This is a genomic window from Ruegeria sp. ANG-S4 (assembly GCF_000814005.1).
Lineage (GTDB): Bacteria > Pseudomonadota > Alphaproteobacteria > Rhodobacterales > Rhodobacteraceae > Ruegeria.
This window is the reverse complement of record NZ_JWLK01000005.1, coordinates 687,076-709,536: the sequence shown is the minus strand read 5'-3', so window position 1 is coordinate 709,536 and position 22,461 is coordinate 687,076. Positions and strand designations below refer to the sequence as shown.

The window sequence follows — 22,461 nt, the reverse complement described above, 5'->3', positions numbered from 1 at the left end:
ATGAGAACCCTGACTACGACGCAAGAGCTGGCCGACTTCTGCACGGCGGCCACAAACCATCCCTACGTCACCGTTGATACCGAATTCCTGCGCGAGCGGACGTATTATTCCAAGCTTTGCCTGATACAACTTGCGTACCCATCCGATGATGAGGACAGCGCGGTTCTGGTGGACCCGTTGGCCGACGGAATCTCGCTTGATCCATTGTACGAACTGTTTCGCAACGAGGCGGTGGTCAAGGTTTTCCATGCAGCCCGTCAGGATCTTGAAATCTTCTGGGTTGAAGCCGGTGTGTTTCCGACCCCGCTGTTCGATACGCAGGTTGCGGCGATGGTCTGCGGTTTTGGCGAACAGGTCGGATACGAAACTCTGGTGCGTAAGGTCTGCAAAGAGGGGATCGACAAGACCTCGCGCTTTACCGACTGGTCACGCCGCCCACTGACAGATGCGCAGAAGACCTATGCCCTGGCTGATGTCACGCATTTGCGCAAGATCTATGAACATTTGTCGGCCGAACTGGAAAAGACCCGCCGCAGCCATTGGGTGGCAGAGGAGTTGCGCATTCTGACCCGGCCTGAAACCTATGACATTCGGCCCGAAGATGCCTGGCGCCGCGTCAAAACACGCACGAATTCCGCCAAGTTTCTGGCTGTGGTCCGGGAATTGGCCCAGTTCCGCGAGGCATACGCCCAGGAAAACAATGTTCCGCGCAGTCGCGTCTTCAAAGACGATGCGCTGATCGAGATGGCGTCAACCAAGCCCAAATCCACCTCGGACTTGGGCGGATCGCGTTTGCTGTTGCGCGAGGCCCGCAAAGGGGTCATCGCGGAAGGGATTCTTTCGGCCGTGAAAAAGGGCGTGAATTGCCCACCCGAGAAACTCCCAAAGATCGATACAAGCCGCGACAAGCTGAAGGTCAACCCGGCGCTGGCTGATCTTTTGCGGGTTTTGCTGAAATCAAAAACCGAAAGCTCTGGTGTGGCGGCAAAGCTGATCGCCACGAGTGCCGACCTTGACCAGATCGCGGCGGGCGAGCGCGCGCTTCCGGCGATGTCAGGCTGGCGTTTTGAGGTGTTTGGCGAGGACGCGCTCAAACTGTGTGACGGCAAAATCGCGCTTGCGGCAAAGGGCCAGACCGTGCGCGTGGTGTCGCTGTAACCAAACTTCAGCGGCGGCGAGACTCCAGCGTATTTTGTGCGCCAGAGACGCGAACCAGCCGCACGCTTTCCAACTCCTGACGGCTTACATTGACCGCGTCCGAAACCATGCGCGAGCGTGGCGTGCCTTGTGCGGTTGCATACACTGGATAGTTGACGCGGAAGGTGTATTCCAAAACGCCGTTCTTGGTGTTCTCATCGTTTCGAACACGCACCAACCGAGCGTTATATGCGCCTTGCCGGGTCGCGGTTCCTGTGGCGTAGATGATTGCACCGCTCGGTGTCCGGTCGATTTTCAGTTCATCGATGACAGCAATTGGAATGCTTGTGTCTTCCGGCACCGGTCGGGAAAACAGCCCGCCTTGATCGTCCTGATTGGGAAGCAGCGCATCCGGATCATCAGGCGACGGCGGCGGTGCGTTGGACGATCTTCCACCAAACCAGTTCGATGGGTTTGCACCGGAATCCCGCCACCCGCCGCAGGCGGAAAGGGCGAGGGTGACAACCAAAAGAACGGATACAGTTTTGTGCATGGCCCCAACACTTTTCAGTACTTGACTCGCAACGGGTTAGCGCAATTTCAATGTCTTGAAAAGCCACGGCTGGGGCTGGACAGGCGCTTAAGCTGGGCATAGGTCACAATTGTGATCGCACAACGCAAGGAAACAACGTGTTATGGCCACACCTGCTTTTGAAGAAATCGTCGAGGACTTCGAATTTCTGGAAGATTGGGAAGATCGCTATCGCCATGTGATCGAGCAGGGCAAGGCGATGACACCGCTGGATGACGCCTTTAAAGTGCCTGCAACAAAGGTGGATGGTTGTGCCAGTCAGGTTTGGCTGCATCCTGTTATCGACGGTGGCAAGTTCCATTTCGACGGGGACAGCGACGCCCTGATCGTGCGTGGGTTAATCGCCGTTTTGCGCAGCCTTTATAACGGATTGCCGGTTTCCGATGTTGCAAGCGTTGATGCGGGGGCCGAATTGGCCCGTCTCGGGTTGAATGATCACCTATCAGCACAGCGGTCAAACGGGCTGCGCGCGATGGTCGAGCGCATTCGCGAAGTTGCCTTAGCGCAGGTTTAGGACGACGTTCAGTTCGGCGCGGTGCGCGTTGCCCATTCGGACAGCGTGCTGGCAAGATCGCCATAGCCGGTCAGACGTCGCTCGAACGTCAGACCCATGCGCTCGGCACACTCCTTCGCACGTTCGGTCAAGTTCGGGTCGTCGGTCTGAGCCTGGTAAACGAGCTTGGTGTAATTGCCGAAATACATGTCACGCAGTTCAGGGTGGCGATCCAGACCAAGCGGTTTCCAAACGAAAGCGTCGAACTGCCGCGCCAGAAAATCTGTCAGGTAAAACGCCGTCGTTTCGTCTTCCTGATGGTCGGCAAAGACGTCGTTGCCTTCGAAAAAAGAATAGCAATGGGGTCCCTTGACCATTTCAATACCCAAGCGGTCGCAAGCCTTTTGCAGCAATCCCCCGGTTCCGCAATCGGCGTAGACGACAAAAATCTGGTCATAGTGTTCCCGATGCTTTGCCACCGCCTCTTCGACGGCTTGGGTGATCTTTTCGGGATGAATGTGCAGAATTGCGGGCAGGCAGGTTAAGGCCATGTGGTCCCAACCGTTGCGTTTTTTCAAGTCAAGAATCTCGCGCGCAAGCGCGCCGCAGGCCAGCAACAGGATACTGCCCGATCGACCCTGCTCGGAATAACCTTGGGTGGTCAGGCTTGCGTCATCTGGCGGTGTGCTGTTCTGCATTGGTCCAATCCAACCGAAGTTGTGACGTTATCAGAGGGCGAATCCCTGTCTCAATCAAGCCCGGTTCCGACATTCAGTATCAGCCCGACGACGCCGGGCCATCACCGGCGGGACCCATGCGAGACGAGGGTTAGTTTCTCAATGTCACTTGGAGGCAATTGAAAAAGGCCACCCAAAAAAGGGCGGCCTTGAAACTCGCGCGTGAACGACGCTTAGCCGGCCAGTTGATTGTGCTTGCGGGACACAAATTCCTTTGCGGTTTCCACCGCAACGGCAGCATCGCGGCAATATGCGTCTGCGCCAATGGCTTTGCCGAACTCTTCGTTCAGCGGCGCACCACCGACCAGGACGATGTAGTCGTCCCGCAGGCCCTGTTCGACCAGAGTGTCGATTACGACTTTCATGTAGGGCATGGTCGTTGTCAGCAGAGCGGACATGCCCAGGATATCGGGTTGCTCTGTCTCCAGCGCTTCCAGATAGTTTTCGACCGGGTTGTTGATGCCAATGTCCACAACCTCGAAACCGGCGCCTTCCATCATCATGGAAACAAGGTTTTTGCCGATGTCGTGAATGTCGCCCTTGACGGTTCCGATCACCATTTTGCCGACACGCGGCGCACCGGTTTCAGCCAGCAGCGGCTTCAGGATCGCCATGCCGCCCTTCATCGCGTTCGCAGCCAGCAGAACTTCGGGAACGAACAGGATGCCATCGCGGAAGTCATGACCAACGATGGTCATTCCGCCAACAAGCGCTTTGGTCAGGATGTCATATGGGGTCCATCCGCGTTCCAGCAGGATGTTCACACCTTCTTCGATCTCTTCCTTCAGACCGTCGTAGAGATCGTCGAACATCTGTTCGACAAGCTCTTCGTCGTTGAGTTCGGACAGGACGATGTCTTCTTCGTCGGACATGGGGTGATTCCCTGTGCTAAGTGGGCACGCGGCCCAAAGTGGCATTTTTTCTCGTTTTGACCATTTCGTCGCAGGACTACTTTCACGATTGCGACCTTGGCCGTTCTGGGACCGACCTATAAGGCAGATATTTAACCTTTGCAGTGGAATAATTTGCAAGGTTTTTCTGCATGAAATTCATTTTACAGCGCGCCTTCAGGAAACGTCCGGACTTGCCAAACAGGGGGCCGGGGTATAGCAATATCTCAATGGAACATATAGGGAACAAATGGCTGTTCGAGCAAAAACTCAGGGGCGCGGGGCTGTGTCCAATGACGTTGGTCGCTATGAGCGGTACGCGACCTCGATTGCTTATGACGGTTGGGACATTGAGGAAGACCTGACGACATTACGGACCGAAGTTCGCGATGAAGTTGCGCGCAGCCTGATCACTTACAACAAATCACCGGATCTGCCATTTGACCGGTCGATCAATCCCTATCGCGGGTGCGAGCATGGTTGCGTTTATTGCTTTGCGCGTCCGACGCATGCCTATCTCGGGTTATCGCCGGGCCTTGATTTTGAAACGCGTTTGATTGCCCGCCCGAACGCAGCGCAAATCCTTCGGCGGGAATTGTCCAGATCAAGCTACAAGGTGGCAACGATCGCCTTGGGTACAAACACCGACCCGTATCAGCCGATTGAGCAAAGTCGCGAAATAACAAGGGATTGCCTGAAGGTTCTAAGCGATTTTAATCACCCAATCGGGATCGTGACCAAGGGAGCTTTGATTGAAAGAGACTTGGACATCCTCGCGCCAATGGCCGAACAGGGGTTGGTGCGCGTCGGGGTTTCTTTGACGACCTTGGACACGGGATTGTCGCGGCGGATGGAACCGCGTGCGCCGTCGCCAAAGCGACGCCTGCAGATGATTGAACGTTTGACAGGGGCAGGGGTGCCGGTTCGGGTCATGACGTCACCCATTGTTCCCGGTCTCACAGATCATGAACTGGAAAACCTTTTGGAAGCCGGTAAAGCGGCGGGCGCGGACGCTGCAAGCTGGATCATGTTGCGTCTGCCGCGTGAGGTTTCGGCCCTGTGGCAGGAATGGTTGGCTGAGCACATGCCGGACCGCGCTGACAAGGTCATGGCAAGACTGCGTGAGATGCACGGCGGCAAAGATTACGACCCGCGTTGGGGCCATCGTATGCGCGGCGAAGGCGAATATGCGGGGGTCATCGCACAGCGATTCAAGGCCGCCTGCACGCGATTGGGCCTTAACATTAGGTCCGAACCTTTGCGATGTGATCTGTTTGAGGTTCCGCCGCAACCGGGCGAGCAGATGACCTTGTTTTGACAGAATCTGCTAAAAGCTGATGCCAATACCTGCGGTGTAACCGTTCACGGTATCGCTGCCGTAGTACCGCACCATGATCCGCGTTGTGGTCACCCAAGGAACCCAAGTGTCAGACAAATCAACCTCGATCCCGCCGCCGATCCGGGCAAGCCAGTCCGTACCCAATACAAGCGATTGATCTCCGATCAGGTAGGAATAGGAAAAGTCCCCAACCCATCTGACAGGGCGGCCAAACATACGCCTGCCGGTCGGAAACCGGTACCGGGTCCAAAGCACAGCGTTTGCCGCAGTGGACTGAACCAGAAGGTCCTCGTCATCACCAATTGGCCAGTATTCGATATGGGTATAGCGCAAGCTCATCTCGAATTCGCGGTCGTTGGACAAGGGGCGCTTGTAATCCAGCGTTAACGATCCGCCCGCACCACCGGCCCAAAGACCGCCGCTTTCGACAAAATCGCGTTCGATCCCAAGTCGATTTGCCACAACCTGCGTTGCGACCGAGGCATCGGATTGCGTGCGCCCGATCGAGATATGGGCCATTGGCGTAAATTTCCAACGCTCGCCCAGATCGAACTGATATCCAATGCCTCCGGTGACGGCCGCGCTGGTCCACTTGAGCGGCAATCGGGTCGTTTCGCCTGTGCCGGAAAAAGTCAGAACCGGGTCATACCGCGCATAGCCGATGTAGCCCTCAAGGTAGATGGGAACGCCTTCTGACAATCGGAACCCGCCGCCAAGCTGTGCGGATTTGAAATCATAGTCCCGGTTGTCAGTGTTGGATTGCAGCGAGATGGCGCTGGCGGAATCATCCGGAATACCGGCAAGCCCCATTACCGCGAGCGACCCGGCTGCGTTTTCACGCTGAATTTTTTCGAAGGCGTTTTCTGCAAACCCTTGGGCCAAAAGTGGGCCGGAAAACAACAAAGTGGCCAGGAAAGCCAAAAGGAAAGACCGAAGTATCATCGCAGCGCGCATCGTGATTGTTGCGAAACCATAGGCGCAACGTTGCGTCGCGAAAAGCGTTGGCTGGTGCGCTGCCGGATTTTGACCTTTGGTGACAACAATTTGGTAACACAGTTTTGCGTGGCCACAAAAAAACCCCGGGAAACCCGGGGTTTGATGTTTGATATCAATCCAGAACTCAACGGTTTTCGATATCGACATAGTCACGCAGTGTTTCGCCCAGATACAACTGACGCGGACGACCGATTTTGTTTTGCGGATCGGCAATCATTTCTTTCCACTGGCTGACCCAGCCGACGGTACGCGACAGGGCAAAGATCGGAGTGAACATCGAGGTCGGGAAACCCATCGCCTCGAGGATGATGCCCGAATAGAAATCAACGTTCGGGAACAGTTTCTTCTCGGCGAAGTACGGATCCTCCAGCGCTTCTTTTTCCAGTTCCTTCGCGACCTGCAATTTGGGGTTGTCTTCAATACCCAGCAGATCAAGCACTTCATCCGCGGATTGCTTCATCACTTTGGCGCGGGGGTCGAAGTTCTTGTACACGCGGTGGCCAAAGCCCATCAGGCGGAACGGATCGTCTTTGTCCTTGGCGCGGGCGATGTATTCCGGAATGCGGTCAACGGTCCCAATTTCTTCCAGCATTTCAAGGCAGGCCTGGTTTGCGCCGCCGTGGGCCGGTCCCCAAAGACACGCAATACCGGCGGCAATGCAGGCAAACGGGTTTGCGCCTGAAGATGACGCCAGACGCACCGTAGACGTCGAAGCGTTTTGTTCGTGGTCCGCATGCAGCGTAAAGATGCGATCCATAGCACGGCTGAGGATCGGGTTGACCTCGTACTCTTCAGCAGGAACGCTGAAGCACATGCGCAGGAAATTCGACGCATAGTCCAGATCGTTGCGCGGATACACGAAAGGCTGGCCGTTGTGATATTTATACGCCCAGGCGGCAATCGTCGGCATTTTGGCGATCAGCCGGTGCGAGGCAATTTCGCGTTGGCGCGGATCATGGATATCCGTCGAGTCGTGGTAGAACGCTGACATCGCTCCCACAACGCCGACCATAATTGCCATCGGGTGCGCATCACGGCGGAAGCCGCGATAGAAATACTGCATCTGCTCATGCAGCATGGTGTGGCGCGTGATGGTGGTTTCGAACTTTTCCAGGTCTTTGGCTGCGGGCAATTCCCCGTACAGAAGCAGGTAGCACACTTCCAGGAAATGCGATTTTTCGGCAAGCTGATCGATCGGGTACCCGCGGTGCAGCAACTCACCTTTGTCGCCATCGATGTAGGTGATTGTGCTGTCGCAGCTTGCCGTCGAGGTGAAGCCCGGATCGTAGGTGAACACCCCGGCTTCGCTGTAAAGTTTACGGATATCGACAACATCGGGACCGGCGGTTGGAGAGTGGACCGGCAGCTCGTATTCTTTGCCGTGGACAGTCAAAGTGGCGGTCTTGTTGCTATCGGTCATATTGTCCCTTCCTTATTCATCACATGCCGGATCGCTGTCCGACTTTGCGGGCAACGGCTGCGCGCGGGCGCGCAGTCCGGGTGTTAGCGGAGCAGCATTACCCGATTGTGAAGATCAGGTTTAATTCACTGCATCAGAAAGCCGCGCCAAGGTCTCTTCTTTCCCAAGCACAAGCATCATATCAAAAACCGAAGGTGTCACAGCCCGTCCCGCCAACACGGCCCGCAAGGGACCTGCCAGTTTGCCGAACTTTACCCCATTCGTTTCTGCGAACGAATTGAGGGTCTCCTCCAGTGCGTTCCGGGACCAGCTAGCATTTTGCAACTGCGGCGTCAATTCTTCCAGTATACCGTCGGATACAGATTCAAGCGCTTTTGCCGACTTCTCGTCCGGTGATATTGGACGCGAAGTCAAGAAAAAGTGCGCTTTTTCAATCAGTTCCGGAAACGTTCGGGCGCGATCTTTGAGGCAATACATCGCACGCTCCAGATCATGCAATTGTGTTTCAGACAATGCAGGACGCCCGGCGGCATCGATGTATTCCGCTATTTCTTGCCGCAACGCAGCATCATCTGAGACGGCAATATGCTGTCCACAAAGATTCTCGAGCTTCTTGAAATCGAACCTTGCAGGGCTTTTGCCGATACCGTCCAGATCGAACCACTCCAGGGCCTGTTGATCGGTGAAAAACTCATCGTCGCCGTGGCTCCAACCCAAACGTGCCAGGTAGTTGCGCATACCTGCAGCGGGATAGCCCATAGCCTGATATTCCTGCGCACCAAGCGCACCGTGGCGCTTTGAAAGTTTCTTACCGTCGGGCCCGTGGATCAAGGGAATATGCGCCCAAACAGGGACGTTCCATCCCATCGCCTGATAGATCATCATCTGACGCGCCGCATTGTTAAGATGATCGTCGCCGCGGATCACATGGGTTACGCCCATATCGTGATCGTCGACCACGACCGCGAGCATATAGACCGGCGTACCGTCCGAGCGCAGCAGGATCATGTCATCCAATTGATCATTTCGGATGGTGACATCGCCCTGAACTTGATCGCGGATCACAGTAACACCGTCCTGAGGCGCCTTTATCCGGATCACATAGGGCACGTCAGGGTGCGTGGATGTTTCCGCGTCGCGCCATGGACTGCGAAACAGCGTGGATTTACCATCGGCGCGCGCCTGATCCCGGAAGGCGGCAATTTCGTCCTGGGTCGAAAAACACTTGTAGGCTTTACCCTCGGACAAGAGGTGGCGTGCAACCTCGGCATGGCGGTCCGCGCGGTCGAATTGGCTGATAACCTCGCCATCGTGATCCAAGCCAAGCCATTGCATACCTTGTAGAATGGCGGCCGTCGCCTCCGGGGTCGAGCGTTCACGATCTGTGTCCTCGATCCGCAGCAGAAACTTGCCGCCTCGGCCCCGCGCGTAAAGCCAGTTGAACAGCGCAGTACGCGCCCCGCCGATGTGCAAAAAGCCTGTGGGCGAGGGGGCGAAACGAGTGACGACCTGGTCGGACATTGTATTGATTAACCTTTTGATAACCGTGTCGGGCATAGAGTTGGGCCTGTCTAACGAGCCCGAAGGACGGGGGCAACCATGCGGTTTTTGGCAGGGGTCCAGGTTGCTTTACTGCGCCAACGCGGCCATTTGCTGGCTTGGGCGCCGGTTTGCCTTGCGATCGGGATTGGATTGTACTTCGCCCTGAAATTCGAACCCACAATGATGGGCTATACTGCCGTCGTACTGGGGCTGGGTCTGGCAGCGGCCCTTGCGGCGACACTGCCCCCAGCGTGGAGCCCGCTTGCGGTTGGGCTGACACTCGTGGCGGTGGGTTTTCTGCTTGCCGGTGCGCGCGCGCACGCGATCTCTGAACCCGTTCTGGGGTGGCGGTATTACGGTCCGATAGAGGGGCGCGTTGTTGCATTGGATCGTTCCGCCTCTGACGCGCTGCGGGTCACGTTGGATCAGGTGCGCCTTGAAGCCGTGCCCAAAGAACAAAGGCCGCATCGCGTCCGCCTTTCGTTGCATGGCGGCGAGGCTGCTTTGATGCCGGGCCAAAGGATCATGACGACCGGGCATTTGTCTCCGCCGCAAGGACCGGTCGAGCCGGGCGGCTTCGATTTCAGACGCCATGCGTGGTTCCAGCAGCTTGGCGCCGTCGGATATACCCGTGTTCCCGTCCTTACGTCTGCCGCGGCAAGGGACGGCGCGCGTGGCGTTCATATCACGCGGGTCCGCATGGCAATCTCGAACCATGTACGACGCATCCTGCCCGGGGAAATCGGCGGTTTTGCCGCTGCCGTAACAACGGGTGATCGCAGCGGAATGGGGCAGGAGACACTAAAGAACCTACGGGCATCCAACCTGGCGCACCTGTTGGCGATTTCGGGCCTGCATATGGGTCTTTTGACCGGCTTTGTTTTTGTGGCAACCCGGGTCGGTCTGTCTGCCGCGCCCGGCTTGGCCTTGCGTCTACCTGTTCGCAAATTGGCTGCCGTCTTTGCTTTATGCGCTGCCACTATCTATCTGGCGTTGTCCGGCGGAAATGTGGCGACCGAGCGGGCGTTCATCATGGTTTCGGTCATGCTGGGTGCGGTTCTGGTTGACCGACAGGCGATTTCGCTGCGTGGGGTCGCACTGGCCGCTCTTGTCGTTTTGACGCTGCGTCCGGAATCCCTGCTTAGTCCCGGGTTTCAAATGTCCTTCGCCGCAACAACGGCATTGGTTGCGGTTTTCGGCGCATTGCGGGAGTACGGGACATTGCCGGGTCCAAGCTGGACCAAACCGTTGATCGGCGTCGCGCTGTCTTCGGCAGTTGCCGGACTGGCGACAGCGCCGATTGGGGCCGCCCATTTCAACACGATGTCGACATATGGCCTGCTCGCAAACCTGTTGTCGGTTCCCGTTATGGGAATTCTGGTTGTCCCTTCGGCTGTGGTTGCAGCTCTGTTGGCCCCCTTCGGACTCGACTGGTTGGCCCTCAAGGTGATGGGGGTCGGGCTGGGCTGGATACTTGAGGTTTCCAACCGTGTATCGGGGCTTGATGGCGCACAGAGCCATGTTGTCAGTCCACCGGGCTTTCTGCTTCCAGCACTGGCAATCAGCGTATTGTGGCTCATCCTGTGGCAGGGTCGCGCCCGGTGGGTGGGGTTGGGTGCCGCTGCGGTGGCCTTGTCCTTCTGGGGCCAAGGGCATCGCCCCGAAGTACTGGTCGCTGACACAGGTGGCTTGATCGGTGTTATGACCGACCAGGGGCGTGCGCTGAGCAAAAGCAAAGGAGCTGGCTTCATTGCCGCAGTCTGGTTGGAGAACGATGGCGACGGCACAGATCAACCAACCGCCGCGGCGCGTTGGCCAAAAAACGGCGATCCTTTGAAGCGGTATTTGATCAACGGGACCGAGATGATCCATGTTACCGGCAAACGCGCTGCGCAAGGGTTCAAAGAATGCGCTGCGAACCAGATCATCATTTCGCCTGTTGCGCTGGACTTGTCAGGGCCATGCGCGTTGTTCGACCCTGAAAAACTCCGGCAAACAGGCAGCCTTTCGTTCAGCCAGGGACGTGTCGTTACAAGCGCGGGGGTCTCTGGTCAGCGCCTCTGGTCCCCGCGCAAGCCGGGTCAGTAGCTTCGGATCAAGCCGACCAAACGCCCCTGCACTTTGACTTTGTCTTCAGGCAGAACGCGTGTTTCGTAGGCAGGGTTGGCCGCCTCTAGTGCAATGGCATGGCCGCGGCGGAAGAACCGCTTGAGCGTTGCTTCCTGATCCTCGACCAGTGCTACCACGATGTCACCGTTGTCGGCGGCGGAAGTTTCACGGATCACCACGACGTCGCCATCATTGATCCCTGCGTCGATCATGGAATCCCCGCGCACTTCAAGGGCGTAATGCTCGCCTTTGCCCGAAACCATCGAACCCGGCACGGCGACGCGGTGCGAAACATGGCTGATCGCCTCGATCGGCACACCCGCCGCGATGCGTCCCATCACCGGAAGCTCCATCGCGTCAACCGTAACAGGCTCAAAGTTCGCGGGTCGCGGCCCGGACGGCCTGTCGCCTTCGATGACGCGGGGGTTGAAACCGGCTGTCGGCTCTCCACCCAGGCTTTCTGGAAGTTTGACAATTTCGATCGCACGCGCCCGATGGGCAAGGCGGCGAATGAAGCCTCTTTCCTCCAGCGCAGTAATCAATCTGTGGATGCCGGATTTGGACCTGAGATCCAGTGCGGCCTTCATTTCGTCGAAACTGGGCGGAACACCGTCCGCCTGCACGCGTTTATGGATGAATTCCAGCAAATCCAACTGCTTCTTGGTCAGCATCGCTCACACCTCGTCGCTCATGCGTTTTCTTTTGTTCTACGCATGTTCACGTTTTGTGTCAACGGATTCGACGTTTTCCTAGATCGGAAGGTAAGAAACGGTATCGCCAGCAAGGCGCGCCGGATCATGTGGCGCTCGCACAATAAGAGAGTTCGCTTGTGCCAATACGCTCAGCAGAGAGCTATCCTGATCCGCGCAGGCCGCAATACCCTTGTCGTCCAAAACGGCGCGCATGTAATGCTCGCGCGGTCCATTTTCGCCGATTGGTTCCAGCAGTCTTGCCTTGCGCAGCGGTTCCAAAACCTGCGCGATCCCCAGCATGCGGCGAACCATTGGGGCGACGAACAAATAGCCGCATACCATCGCGCTGACCGGATTGCCCGGCAGCCCGACCATTGCCGCCCCATTGATATGCCCGGCCATCAGGGGTTTGCCTGGTCGCATGCGAACCTTGTAGAAGGATCGTTCCATCCCCAGGGACAGCGAGACATCCCCGACAAGGTCATAATCGCCGACCGAAGCGCCGCCGATGGTCACAACCAGATCTGCGCCCTTGGCCAAGTCAAATGCGGTCTCAAGCGAGGATACGGTGTCCTGCGCAATTGGCAGAATACGGACATGAGCGCCGATGCTTTCGAGCAACGCCTTGAGACCAAAGGTGTTTGACGCAATGATCTGATCAGGTCCGGGGGTTTCACCGGGCATGACCAATTCATCACCGGTCGAAATCAGGGCCACCACGGGTTTGTGGGTGACCGGCACCTCGGCGATGTTCATTGCCGCCATCAATGCGACGTCTTCGGCGCGCAGTTGACGCGGCGCATTGATTGTTGTGCCCGATTTGAAATCCACACCTGCGGCACGGACATTCGATTTTTGTCCCGGCGCGTCGGTGATCGTCAGCAGATCGCCCCGAAGGTCGGTGTCTTCCTGAATGACGACGAAATCCGAACCGTCCGGCATCGGCGCCCCGGTAAAAATCCGAACGGCCTGACCCGGCCCGACAGTTCCGGTAAAACGGTTGCCTGCCGCCGCTTCACCGACGACCTTGAACATTGCATGCAGTTCAACCTCGGCCGACTTGACGGCGTACCCGTCCATTGATGAGGCTGCAAAGGGCGGTTGGTCCCGCGTTGCGCGTACGTCCTCGGCCAAAACACGACCTGCCGCATCTGCAATGGAAACGGTTTCTGACGGCAACCGATCGACAAGGTCAAACAACAGCGAGCGGGCGTCTTCGACCGTGATCATTTCGCCTCGTAACGCCCTGATTTGCCGCCATCTTTCAACAAGACGCGAATATCGCCAATCTGCATGGACTTATCTACAGCCTTGATCATGTCATAGACCGTCAACGCAGCGGTCGAAACAGCGGTCAATGCTTCCATCTCGACGCCGGTCTGGCCGGTCGTCTTGACGGTCGCCTGGATCTGAACGCCCGGAAGATCGGGATCCAGTGTCAGATCGACAGCCACGCGCGTCACCGGTAAGGGGTGGCACAGCGGAATCAAATCGGGTGTCTTTTTCGCCCCCATGATCCCCGCAAGGCGTGCAACGCCCAAGACGTCACCTTTCTTGGCCCGGCCTTCTGAAATGATTTCAAAGGTTTCACTTGCCATTTTGATGTGGCCAGCAGCGACCGCAACACGATCCGTGACGGCCTTGTCCGAGACATCTACCATATGTGCCTGGCCTTGCGCATCGAAATGGGTAAGCGGCATCACATCACTCCGGGGACAAGCGGGTTGGCGAGCAACGCACGCGTTGCGGCTTCGACATCGTCCTGCCGCATCAGGCTCTCGCCGATAAGGAAACAACGCGCACCGTAACGGGCGATGTCGGCCAGATCGGCGGGCGTGCTCAATCCGCTTTCGCAGACAATTGTCCGGTCAGCAGGCACCAGTTTTGACAAATGGCGCGTCGTGTCCAGAGTGGTCTCGAAGGTCTTGAGATTGCGGTTGTTTATCCCGATCAAGGGGCTCTTGAGTTCGGTTGCGCGCTGCAACTCGACCTCGTCATGCACTTCGATCAAAACATCCATGCCCCAATCAAACGCTGTCTGTTCCAGCTCGGCTGCCTGCGCGTCACTGACCGAGGCCATGATGATCAGAATACAGTCCGCGCCAAGGGCACGCGCTTCGACAACCTGATAGGGATCATACATGAAATCCTTGCGCAACGCGGGCAGGGAGGTCGCTTCGCGTGCGGCAGTCAGATATTCTTTCGCGCCCTGAAAGCTGGGCGTGTCGGTAAGCACCGACAGACACGCGGCCCCACCGGATTCGTAGGCTTTGGCCAATTCCGGCGGATCGAAATCGTCGCGAATTAAGCCTTTGGAGGGGCTTGCTTTCTTAACCTCGGCAATCAGCCCGTAACCGGTGCGTGTTGCCTTATGAAGAGCCGCTGCAAATCCGCGGGGCTCTGGTGCCGCGTTGGCCTCGGATTCCAGTGTCTCCAGGGACTTCCGGGCCTTGTCCGCGGCGACTTCTTCCAGCTTATAGGCTTTGATCTTGTCCAGTACGGTCTCGGTCATGCGGCTTCCTGTGTTATTCGGGCCAAGGCGGCGATCTTGTCTTTGGCTTTGCCGCTATCAATGCTTTCGGCCGCCTTTGAGACGCCTTCGCGCAGATCTGTGGCAGCATCTGCCACCACCAGAGCTGCCGCTGCATTCAACAGAACCGCATCGCGATAAGCGGAGGGCGCTCCATCCAGCAATGCGCGAAAGGCAACGGCGTTGTCCTCGGGGGTGCCGCCGATGATATCCTCGAACGGATGCACGGGCAGTCCTGCGTCTTCGGGATGCAGTTCGACTTCGCGAACCGTTCCGTCCTCGACAGATGCGACCCAACTGACGCCAGTGATTGTCAATTCATCCGTCCCGTCCGATCCATGCACCAGCCAGGCATGTTCAGCGCCCAACAGGCCGAGCGTTTCGGCCATTGGTCGGATCAACTCGCGGCTGAACGCGCCGGTAAGTTGACGTTTCACGCCCGCGGGGTTCGTCAACGGACCAAGGATATTGAAAATGGTTCGGGTTCCAAGCTCTTGTCGTGAGGGCATAACATGGGCAATCGCAGGATGGTGCATTGGCGCCATCATGAAACCGATACCGGTCTCTTTCAAAGCCTTTTCAACGGTTTCCGGGCCAACCATGACGTTAATGCCCAGTTGCCCCAAGGCATCGGCTGCGCCGGATTTCGAACTGAGGTTGCGGTTGCCGTGTTTCGCTACGGTCACTCCGGCCCCCGCCACAACAAAAGCGGTCGCCGTTGAAATGTTCAGGGTGCCTTTGCCGTCTCCGCCCGTCCCGACGATGTCCATCGCATTGGCAGGGGCGCGGACGGCGTGGCACTTGGACCGCATGACAGCCGCGGCTGCGGCGTATTCGTCGACGGTTTCGCCACGCGTGCGCATCGCCATCAACAGCCCGCCGATCTGGCTGGGTGTGGCTTCGCCTTCAAACAAGATTTCAAAGGCTTGCTCGGCCTCGGCGCGGGTCAGGGGACGATCGGCCGCTGCTCCGATCAGCGGTTTCAAGGCATCGCTCATGCAGGCACTTTCATTTCGTTCAGGAAGTTCTTGAGCAGCGCGTGGCCATGCTCGGACGCGATGGATTCCGGATGGAACTGGACGCCGTGGATCGGCAGATTCTTGTGTTGCAGGCCCATGATCGTGCCATCTTCCAGTTCTGCAGTGATCTCAAGACAGTCGGGCAGGGTTTCGCGTTCCACGATCAAAGAGTGATAGCGCGTTGCTTCGAACGGTGACGGAAGGCCGGAAAACACGCCCGTGCCCTTGTGCTGCATGGTGCCCATCTTTCCATGAACGATTTCATGGCATCGCACGACTTTGCCGCCAAAGGCCTGGCCGATGGACTGATGGCCAAGGCAAACACCCATCAGCGGCGTTTGTGTTTCCGCCGCCGCCTCGGTCAGCGCCAGGCAGATACCGGCCTGATCGGGGTCACAGGGGCCGGGGCTCAGCAGGATGCCGGCCGGGTTCATCGCCATCGCCTCTTGCACATCCAGCGCGTCGTTTCGGCGTACGACCATCTCGGCCCCCAACTCACCTAAGTAGTGGACCAGGTTGTAGGTAAACGAGTCATAGTTGTCGATCAGCAGCAGCATTTCAGTACTTATCTTCGCTTGGGCATTTCAGGCTGGCGATGCAACCCATTGCCACGGTATAATGTCGGGACATACATGCTCAGGCTTGTGCGGCAGCGTCAAGGGGACATACGACCCGGACGCACAAAGCAAGTGAGCGCCGCACCAGATGGCGCAGGGGTGTGCGAGGCAGGAAACAACGCGAGAGGCAGGTTTTCGATGGGCGGATTTTACGGTGGAATGATCGCCGGGGCGGTTTCGGTTCTGGCCCTCGGGGCGGTGGTGTCGCTGAACACGCCGTTGACCAGCAAACCACAGGTTGTCGCAAGCGCTCCCAAAGTTGCGGACGCGCCGACACCAACGCCAAATGAAGACGTGGACGTTCAGGGCAAGGATGGTGACCTTGTTCAACGACCCGCACAAACCCCTGCCGAACCCGACATAAGTTCTGACACGCTTGCCGGTTTGGAAGATGTTGAAGTGCAGCCCGACGCGCGACCCAACACGAACGCGTTGCCCGAGGTGACCGAAGCGCCCACCGCGCCTGCCGCGCCGTCTCTGGATGCTGCATCGGAATCAGAGTTTGCCCCTTCGAAGCCTGCAACCGTTGCCGCAGTACCGACCCAGGAAACCTCGCCAAACCTTCCTGCAGACAGCTTGCAACCGCCCGCGCCAACGCCAGCGGCGGAGCCTCAAATCGCGCAGGAACCGGCACCGGTGGAACCTCAGGTCGTCGAAGGGCCCGCGCCGTCGGCAGAGCCGGAGATTGTGCCATCTGAACCATCCGAGTCTCAGGGCGCACAAATTGCGGCTCTGGCACCGGACGTTGAACAGGAAATTGACGAAGGTGTCTCGATTCAAGACAACCCAATCGCGGTCGAAGGGGACGAGGACACGTTGCCGCGAAACCAGCCGCGTATCCTGACCTTGCCCGAGGCACCGGATGATCCGTCGACGCCCTCAGGCACCTTGGTCGGCAAACGCGTCATTCCCTTGACCGAGCGTGATGCTGCCTCAACAGAGCAAGCCGAAGCCCAGCCAGCCGCGCCGGGCAAACCAATCGAGGACTTTGCGGCGGATTTTGACAACCCGGATGCAAAACCTTTGATGTCAATCATTCTGATTGATGACGAAGGGGCCTATGGCGCCGAAGCGCTGAAGGACTTTCCGTATCCGATCAGCTTTGCCATCAGCCCGACCGATCCCGAAGCGGCCGAGAAAATGTCACGTCATCGCGAGGCCGGATTCGAGGTGATGGCGCTTGTCGACATGCATCAGGCGGCCAACGCTCAGGACGCCGAAGTCTCGCTTTCGGTCTGGCTGGATACCCTGCATCAAACCGTCGGCATCCTCGAAGGTGTCGGTACAGGTATTCAGGGCAACCGAAAGCTGGCCGATCAGGTCGCAGCCATTGCAGGTGACACCGGGCGAGGTCTGGTTACGCAGGACAATGGCCTGAATACGGTTCAAAAGCTGGCCGCCCGAAATGGCGTTCCATCAAGCGTGGTATTTCGTGACTTTGATGGTGCGCGGCAGGACGCCAAGGTAATGCGCCGCTTTCTGGATCAGGCAGCGTTCCGCGCCGGGCAGGAAGGTGCGGTCGTGATGATGGGTCGCCTGCGGCCCGAGACGATCTCGGCCCTGTTGCTATGGGGGCTTGAAGATCGCGGCAGCCGTGTTGCAATGGCTCCGATTTCCGCCGTCATGATGAACGCGGTTGAACAGGGTGGAACAGCGCTGGAATATTGAACGTGCGGGCGGCGTTACAACCGACCCGTTTCATCCGTTGCCGTTTCCGGTGAACCGCGACGCGTCCCCAGCCGCACGACGAATGGCATTCGATTTGTGGACGGTCTCCATGTATTCCGCTTCGGGGTCGCTGTCATAGACAACACCTCCGCCCGCCTGAATATAAAGCTTGCTGTCCTTCACGATCGCCGTTCGCAGCGCGATACACATGTCCATATCGCCGCCCGCGCTGAAATACCCTACACCGCCGCCGTAGATGCCGCGCTTTTCAGGCTCCAATTCGTCGATGATTTCCATCGCACGCACTTTCGGTGCACCGGAAACGGTGCCAGCGGGCATTCCGGCAAAGAAAGCATCCAGCGCATCCTTGTCCTCGGCCAGCTCGCCAACGACGTTGGACACGATATGCATCACATGGCTGTAGCGTTCGATGATGAACTCTTCCGTAGGCCGCACGGTTCCAATCTTTGACACACGGCCCGTGTCGTTTCGCCCCAGGTCCAACAGCATCAGATGCTCGGCCAATTCCTTTTTGTCAGCCAGAAGGTCGACCTCGTTGGCCTTGTCCTCTTCCGGCGTTGCGCCGCGCGGGCGGGTTCCGGCGATCGGGCGAATCGTGACCTCGTTTCCGAAAACGCGGACAAGAATCTCGGGGCTGGCACCGACGACCTGGAAACCGCCAAAATTGAAATAGAACATGAATGGCGACGGGTTGGTGCGTCGCAACGAGCGATAGAGGGCAAAGGGCGGTTGCGGAAAGTCCTGCGTCCAACGCTGGGCCGGCACAACTTGAAAGATGTCACCTGCGCGGATGTATTCCTTGGCCTTTTCAACCGCCTCCATATAGCCGGACTTGGTGAAATTCGATACGGGCGGTGCCACGTCATGCGCTTCACCCAGGTCTCGGGTTTCTGCCGGCATGGCCCGTTCAAGATCGCGCACGGCGTCCATAACGCGTTCTGCGGCCTGCGCATAAGCAGCCTTGGCGGACTGGCCTTCGGTCACCCACGCCGGGGATACCACCGCGACCTCGCCTTTGACCCCATCCAGCACCGCGATGACGGATGGCCGCAACATGATGGCATCCGGCAATTCCAGCGGGTCGGGATTTACATCCGGTAGGTATTCGACCAACCGCACCATGTCGTAACCCAAGTATCCAAACAGACCGGCAGCGGCCTGAGGCATATCGTCGGGCAGTTCAATCCGGGACTCGGCCAGCAGAGCCCGCAGGTTGTCCATTGGATTGCCATCCTGTGGTGCAAACGCATCCGCATCGAACCGGGCCGATCGGTTGATGGCAGAGTTTTTGCCATTACACCGCCAGATCAGGTCCGGCTTCATTCCGATGATCGAATATCGCCCGCGCACCTCACCGCCCGTCACGGATTCCAGCATGAAGGCGTCCTTTTGGGCGCCGCTGAGCTTCAGCATCAAAGAAACCGGAGTATCCAGATCGGCGGCAAGCCGGGTGTACACGACCTGATGCTCGCCCGCCTCATAGGCGCGCGCGAAACTGTCGAAATCGGGTGTCAGGGCCATGTCCGCTCTCGGTTAATAGCTTGCCTGTACGGCGTTCAGAGCTTGTTGATCCACAACCGGACGCGCGCGGGTCTGCGTATCGCGCACATACACATCAAAGATGTTTTGCGCCAGCGCCTGATTTAGTTGAGCGGCCAGTGCGTCCTGCATTTGGCGTTGCTCATCCGTTTCCGCCGGTGGCAAGACTTCGTCCAGTCGCACGATCAGGGCTGCCCCGTCGCCGGGAATGACGCGGATGTCACCCGGCTCCATCTCGAATACCTGGGTCATAAAGTCCGCCGGGGCGTCTTCCAGAAACGCGGTGCGGGTCAGTGCGTTTTCAACCCGGAATGGCAGACCGGTAGCTGCAAAATCGCCATCCGTTGCCAGTTGGGTCAGGACCGAACCGGCCTGCGCTTCAAGGGCCTTTGCGACCTCAGCCTGTGTCCACGCTTGCGCGACACGTTCGCGGGCGCTGTCCAGCGGTTCAGGCCGGGGTGGCAGGACTTCGTTCAGGCGCAGCGCAAAGATGGATCCGTCTTCAAGAAACGCCACTTCCGGGAAGTCGCCTTCCTGCACAGCTTCGGCCACCGAACGGAACCCGTCATAGGCGGCCACGCCCTGATCGCTTTGCTGGGTCCAATCGATCTGGCCAAGTTCCATTTCTGTTTCCCCAACCAGTTCCTCCAGCGTTGCACCCCCGGCCAGCAGGTCGTTGATGTCCTCGGCCTGCGCCTCGATCTGGCGGCGCGCACGGTCGGCGGCAAGTTCTTCACGCAGTTCCGGTTCTGCATCCTCAAACGTTACGATATTCTCCGCGAGCGAACCATTGACGCGAAACAGTGCGGGGCCGAATTGCGACGGCAAAGGGCCGACGACGTCGTCAATCTCGGCCGAGAAAACACCCTCGGCGGCTTCGCCTAAATCGTCACGGGTCACGTCGCCAAGATCGACATCGCTGAGTTCGAGGTCGCGGTCGCGGACCAGTTGTTCAAACGTGGTTCCGCCAACTTCCAGTTGGGCCAACGCCTCGGTTGCCGCGGCTTCGTCCGAAAAGACCAAACGTTCGACAAGACGACGCTCGGGCTGTTGGTATTGCGCGGAGCGGTCATCATAGAGACGACGCAGAGAGTCGTCGTCGACCTCCATCGCGTCCAGCAACATGTCTGGCGACAGGATTGCATATGTCAGCTTTTTGGTGCGGGGCAGGGTAAAGCGGTCGGTGTTCTCATCATAAAATGCCTGCACCTGCGCATCGCTCGGCGCAGCGACGGGCGTTTCCAACGCATCAGAGGACAGTGTCGCGACAGTGAAGCTGCGGCGTGCCAAGACATAGTTGGCCAGCGCCTCGGTCAGACTGCGCGGCATTTCAACGCCACTCATGAGCGCGCCCTGAACGATCGTGCGTGCGGATTCCTTGCGAAGATCGGTTTCGAAATCCGTATCGTTGATGCCGATCTGGTCCAATTGAAACTGATAGGCTTCGCGGTCAAACGTGCCATCAACGCCCTGAAATGCCGGAATCTGAACGATCTCTCGTTGAAGGTTCTCATCCCCGATCGAGATGCCAAGCTGGCCGACTTCGTTGTCCAGCGCGGCCAGTGCGACCAGTCGAGACAGCGCCTGCTGATGCAATCCCATCTCATGGGCCTGCGAAATCTGCAGGGGTTGCCCGGTCTGCGCTTCAACCGCGCGGATTTCCCGCTGCAGCTCGCGGACATATTTGTCGACCGAAACATTCTCGTCGCCAACCTGCGCCACGGTTCTCACCGTTCCGGTCAAGCTGGTCGCGCCAAAGCCCGCCAAACCCAGCATCAGAAGACCCATGAGTATCCAGACAAAGGTATTCGAAAGTTTTTTCATGCCTGCGGCCATGATGCCCTCTGTGTTGCGTTGTAACGACTGCTGCCTTGTTCGTGCGGCCTTGAATACGACGCGGGCAGCCGGGGGGCAAGATCAGAAGGACAGCGCCTGCAGACGGTCGAACAGCTGCGCGATGCCCGCGCGATCAAGATTGGCGAAGGCAATTCGAACCTGCCGCTTTCCGGCCATATCGTGATCCGGCATGAACATGGTTCCGGGCAATAACAGAATACCTGCCTCGGGGACCAATCGGCGCGCCAGTTCATCCGAGCTTTGGACGAAAGGGTGTTCAAGATACGCGAAGTACGCGCCCAGACCCAACAAGCGCCAGCCCTTTGCTTCAAGCTGGGGCATTCCTTCTGCAATCGCTGCGCGCCGGTCCAGTATTTCGTCACGTTCACCCGCGACCCATTGCGAAAGATTCTGCATGCCCCAAAGGGCAGCAAACTGGCCAATCTGACTGGGACAAATCGCAACCGTATCCAGAAATTTCTCCATTTCTGCCAGTAAGGTCGCGCTGCTGGCGACGGCGCCGACGCGATGTCCAGTCAGCCGATATGCTTTTGAGAACGAATAGAGGTGGACAAGCGTGTCTTCCCAGCCGGGTTGCTGGAAAAGATCATGGGGCGGCCCGCTGCGGCTGTCGAAATCGCGGTAGGTTTCATCGACCAACAGGCGAATACCGAATTCGCGCGCGAGTTCAAAAAAGGCCCGGACAAGGTCAGAAGGGTATTCCACGCCACCGGGATTGTTTGGTGTCACCAGCGAAATTGCACGCGTTCTGTCCGTGATAAGCGCGCGCGCCGCATCCGGGTCAGGCAGCAAATCGTCCCCTGTTGGAAGGTCCACGGAAGTCACGCCAGCCATGTCCAACCACATTTTGTGGTTGAAATACCATGGCGTTGGCAGAATGATTTCATCCCCTTGGTCCGTGATTGCGGAGACGACGGCGGAAAAAGCTTGGTTGCAGCCCGATGTAATCGCGACCTGGTCCGCCGCGACGTCTGATGCATAGTGAAACCCGATTTGCTTTGCCAGTTCTTCGCGCAAATCGCTGTTCCCCAGAACCGGGCCATAAAGGTGTGCGCTGTCCTCTTGCACCGCGAAATCGGCCATGGCCTGACGCAGCGCCAGCGGCGGCGGATCGACAGGCGCGGCCTGACTTACATTGATCAGCGGACGGTCGGCGGAAAAGGAGATACCTTCGAGCCAGCGACGCGCCTCCATCACCGGAGGAGCAAAGGTGGCAGACGTACGGGTTTGGGTCATGCTAAGTCCGTCACTCCGGATAATTTG

Annotated in this window: 20 protein-coding genes; 5 read left to right on the top strand and 15 right to left on the bottom strand. The window is 58.0% G+C overall.

Features of this window, described 5'->3' with window-relative positions; translation table 11 throughout:
* Nucleotides 1–1,158, top strand: a complete 1,158-nt coding sequence (rnd, locus tag RA28_RS16415; RefSeq protein ID WP_039531757.1) for a ribonuclease D — start codon at nt 1–3, stop codon at nt 1,156–1,158.
* 7 nt (nt 1,159–1,165) lie between these two features.
* On the opposite strand, the gene RA28_RS16410 is transcribed toward rnd, so the two are convergent.
* A complete protein-coding gene (locus RA28_RS16410; RefSeq protein WP_039530922.1) occupies nt 1,166–1,690 on the bottom strand; it encodes a hypothetical protein in 525 nt (174 codons plus the stop codon).
* 142 nt (nt 1,691–1,832) lie between these two features.
* Between RA28_RS16410 and RA28_RS16405 the strand changes: the two genes are divergently transcribed.
* Nucleotides 1,833–2,243, top strand: coding sequence for a SufE family protein (locus RA28_RS16405; RefSeq protein WP_039530920.1), 411 nt, complete (start codon nt 1,833–1,835; stop codon nt 2,241–2,243).
* 8 nt (nt 2,244–2,251) lie between these two features.
* On the opposite strand, the gene RA28_RS16400 is transcribed toward RA28_RS16405, so the two are convergent.
* On the bottom strand, nt 2,252–2,920 hold the full coding sequence (locus RA28_RS16400) for a DUF1638 domain-containing protein (RefSeq protein WP_039530917.1): 669 nt from the start codon (nt 2,918–2,920) through the stop codon (nt 2,252–2,254).
* A gap of 212 nt (nt 2,921–3,132) precedes the next feature.
* The gene (locus tag RA28_RS16395; protein WP_039530914.1) at nt 3,133–3,831 is read right to left on the bottom strand and encodes a corrinoid protein; all 699 of its coding nucleotides are present in this window, start codon (nt 3,829–3,831) and stop codon (nt 3,133–3,135) included.
* Nucleotides 3,832–4,099: 268 nt separating this feature from the next.
* On the opposite strand from RA28_RS16395, the gene RA28_RS16390 reads away from it, so the two are divergent.
* Nucleotides 4,100–5,167, top strand: a complete 1,068-nt coding sequence (locus tag RA28_RS16390; RefSeq protein ID WP_039530911.1) for a PA0069 family radical SAM protein — start codon at nt 4,100–4,102, stop codon at nt 5,165–5,167.
* Between the two features lie 9 nt (nt 5,168–5,176).
* Here RA28_RS16390 and RA28_RS16385 read toward each other — a convergent pair whose 3' ends face one another.
* The 3 genes from RA28_RS16385 to gltX all read right to left on the bottom strand — a co-directional run bounded on the left by RA28_RS16385 (nt 5,177) and on the right by gltX (nt 9,125).
* A complete protein-coding gene (locus tag RA28_RS16385) occupies nt 5,177–6,142 on the bottom strand; it encodes an autotransporter outer membrane beta-barrel domain-containing protein (protein WP_039531755.1) in 966 nt (321 codons plus the stop codon).
* Nucleotides 6,143–6,308: 166 nt separating this feature from the next.
* A complete protein-coding gene (gene gltA / locus RA28_RS16380; protein ID WP_039530908.1) occupies nt 6,309–7,604 on the bottom strand; it encodes a citrate synthase in 1,296 nt (431 codons plus the stop codon).
* Nucleotides 7,605–7,724: 120 nt separating this feature from the next.
* The gene (gene gltX, locus RA28_RS16375; RefSeq protein ID WP_039531753.1) at nt 7,725–9,125 is read right to left on the bottom strand and encodes a glutamate--tRNA ligase; all 1,401 of its coding nucleotides are present in this window, start codon (nt 9,123–9,125) and stop codon (nt 7,725–7,727) included.
* Between the two features lie 78 nt (nt 9,126–9,203).
* Between gltX and RA28_RS16370 the strand changes: the two genes are divergently transcribed.
* The gene (locus tag RA28_RS16370) at nt 9,204–11,234 is read left to right on the top strand and encodes a ComEC/Rec2 family competence protein (protein ID WP_039530905.1); all 2,031 of its coding nucleotides are present in this window, start codon (nt 9,204–9,206) and stop codon (nt 11,232–11,234) included.
* Here RA28_RS16370 and lexA read toward each other — a convergent pair.
* From lexA to RA28_RS16340, 6 genes are all read right to left on the bottom strand, one after another.
* Nucleotides 11,228–11,926 (bottom strand): transcriptional repressor LexA, encoded by a 699-nt coding sequence (lexA, locus tag RA28_RS16365; RefSeq protein WP_039530901.1) that lies wholly within the window; start codon nt 11,924–11,926, stop codon nt 11,228–11,230. The two genes, RA28_RS16370 and lexA, sit on opposite strands and share 7 nt — an antisense overlap.
* Before the next feature lie 78 nt (nt 11,927–12,004).
* Nucleotides 12,005–13,177, bottom strand: coding sequence for a molybdopterin molybdotransferase MoeA (locus RA28_RS16360; RefSeq protein ID WP_039530897.1), 1,173 nt, complete (start codon nt 13,175–13,177; stop codon nt 12,005–12,007).
* On the bottom strand, nt 13,174–13,647 hold the full coding sequence (gene moaC / locus RA28_RS16355) for a cyclic pyranopterin monophosphate synthase MoaC (RefSeq protein ID WP_039530894.1): 474 nt from the start codon (nt 13,645–13,647) through the stop codon (nt 13,174–13,176). Before moaC ends, RA28_RS16360 begins: the two co-directional genes overlap by 4 nt.
* Entirely contained in the window at nt 13,647–14,459 is an 813-nt protein-coding gene (trpC, locus tag RA28_RS16350) for an indole-3-glycerol phosphate synthase TrpC (RefSeq protein ID WP_039530892.1), read from the bottom strand. Before trpC ends, moaC begins: the two co-directional genes overlap by 1 nt.
* Nucleotides 14,456–15,475 (bottom strand): anthranilate phosphoribosyltransferase, encoded by a 1,020-nt coding sequence (trpD, locus tag RA28_RS16345; RefSeq protein ID WP_039530889.1) that lies wholly within the window; start codon nt 15,473–15,475, stop codon nt 14,456–14,458. Before trpD ends, trpC begins: the two co-directional genes overlap by 4 nt.
* Nucleotides 15,472–16,053: an anthranilate synthase component II gene (locus RA28_RS16340; protein WP_039530886.1), complete on the bottom strand. Its 582-nt coding sequence runs from the start codon at nt 16,051–16,053 to the stop codon at nt 15,472–15,474. Before RA28_RS16340 ends, trpD begins: the two co-directional genes overlap by 4 nt.
* A 132-nt stretch (nt 16,054–16,185) precedes the next feature.
* On the opposite strand from RA28_RS16340, the gene RA28_RS16335 reads away from it, so the two are divergent.
* A complete protein-coding gene (locus RA28_RS16335; protein WP_052261502.1) occupies nt 16,186–17,781 on the top strand; it encodes a divergent polysaccharide deacetylase family protein in 1,596 nt (531 codons plus the stop codon).
* Nucleotides 17,782–17,811: 30 nt separating this feature from the next.
* Here RA28_RS16335 and trpE read toward each other — a convergent pair whose 3' ends face one another.
* The 3 genes from trpE to RA28_RS16320 all read right to left on the bottom strand — a co-directional run bounded on the left by trpE (nt 17,812) and on the right by RA28_RS16320 (nt 22,434).
* Nucleotides 17,812–19,323 carry an anthranilate synthase component I gene (gene trpE, locus RA28_RS16330; RefSeq protein ID WP_039530879.1) on the bottom strand — a complete coding sequence of 504 codons (1,512 nt, stop codon included), beginning with the start codon at nt 19,321–19,323 and terminating at the stop codon, nt 17,812–17,814.
* Nucleotides 19,324–19,335: 12 nt separating this feature from the next.
* On the bottom strand, nt 19,336–21,177 hold the full coding sequence (locus tag RA28_RS16325; protein ID WP_039530877.1) for a peptidyl-prolyl cis-trans isomerase: 1,842 nt from the start codon (nt 21,175–21,177) through the stop codon (nt 19,336–19,338).
* A gap of 81 nt (nt 21,178–21,258) precedes the next feature.
* A complete protein-coding gene (locus RA28_RS16320) occupies nt 21,259–22,434 on the bottom strand; it encodes an aminotransferase (RefSeq protein ID WP_082029840.1) in 1,176 nt (391 codons plus the stop codon).
* Nucleotides 22,435–22,461 lie beyond the last annotated feature (27 nt).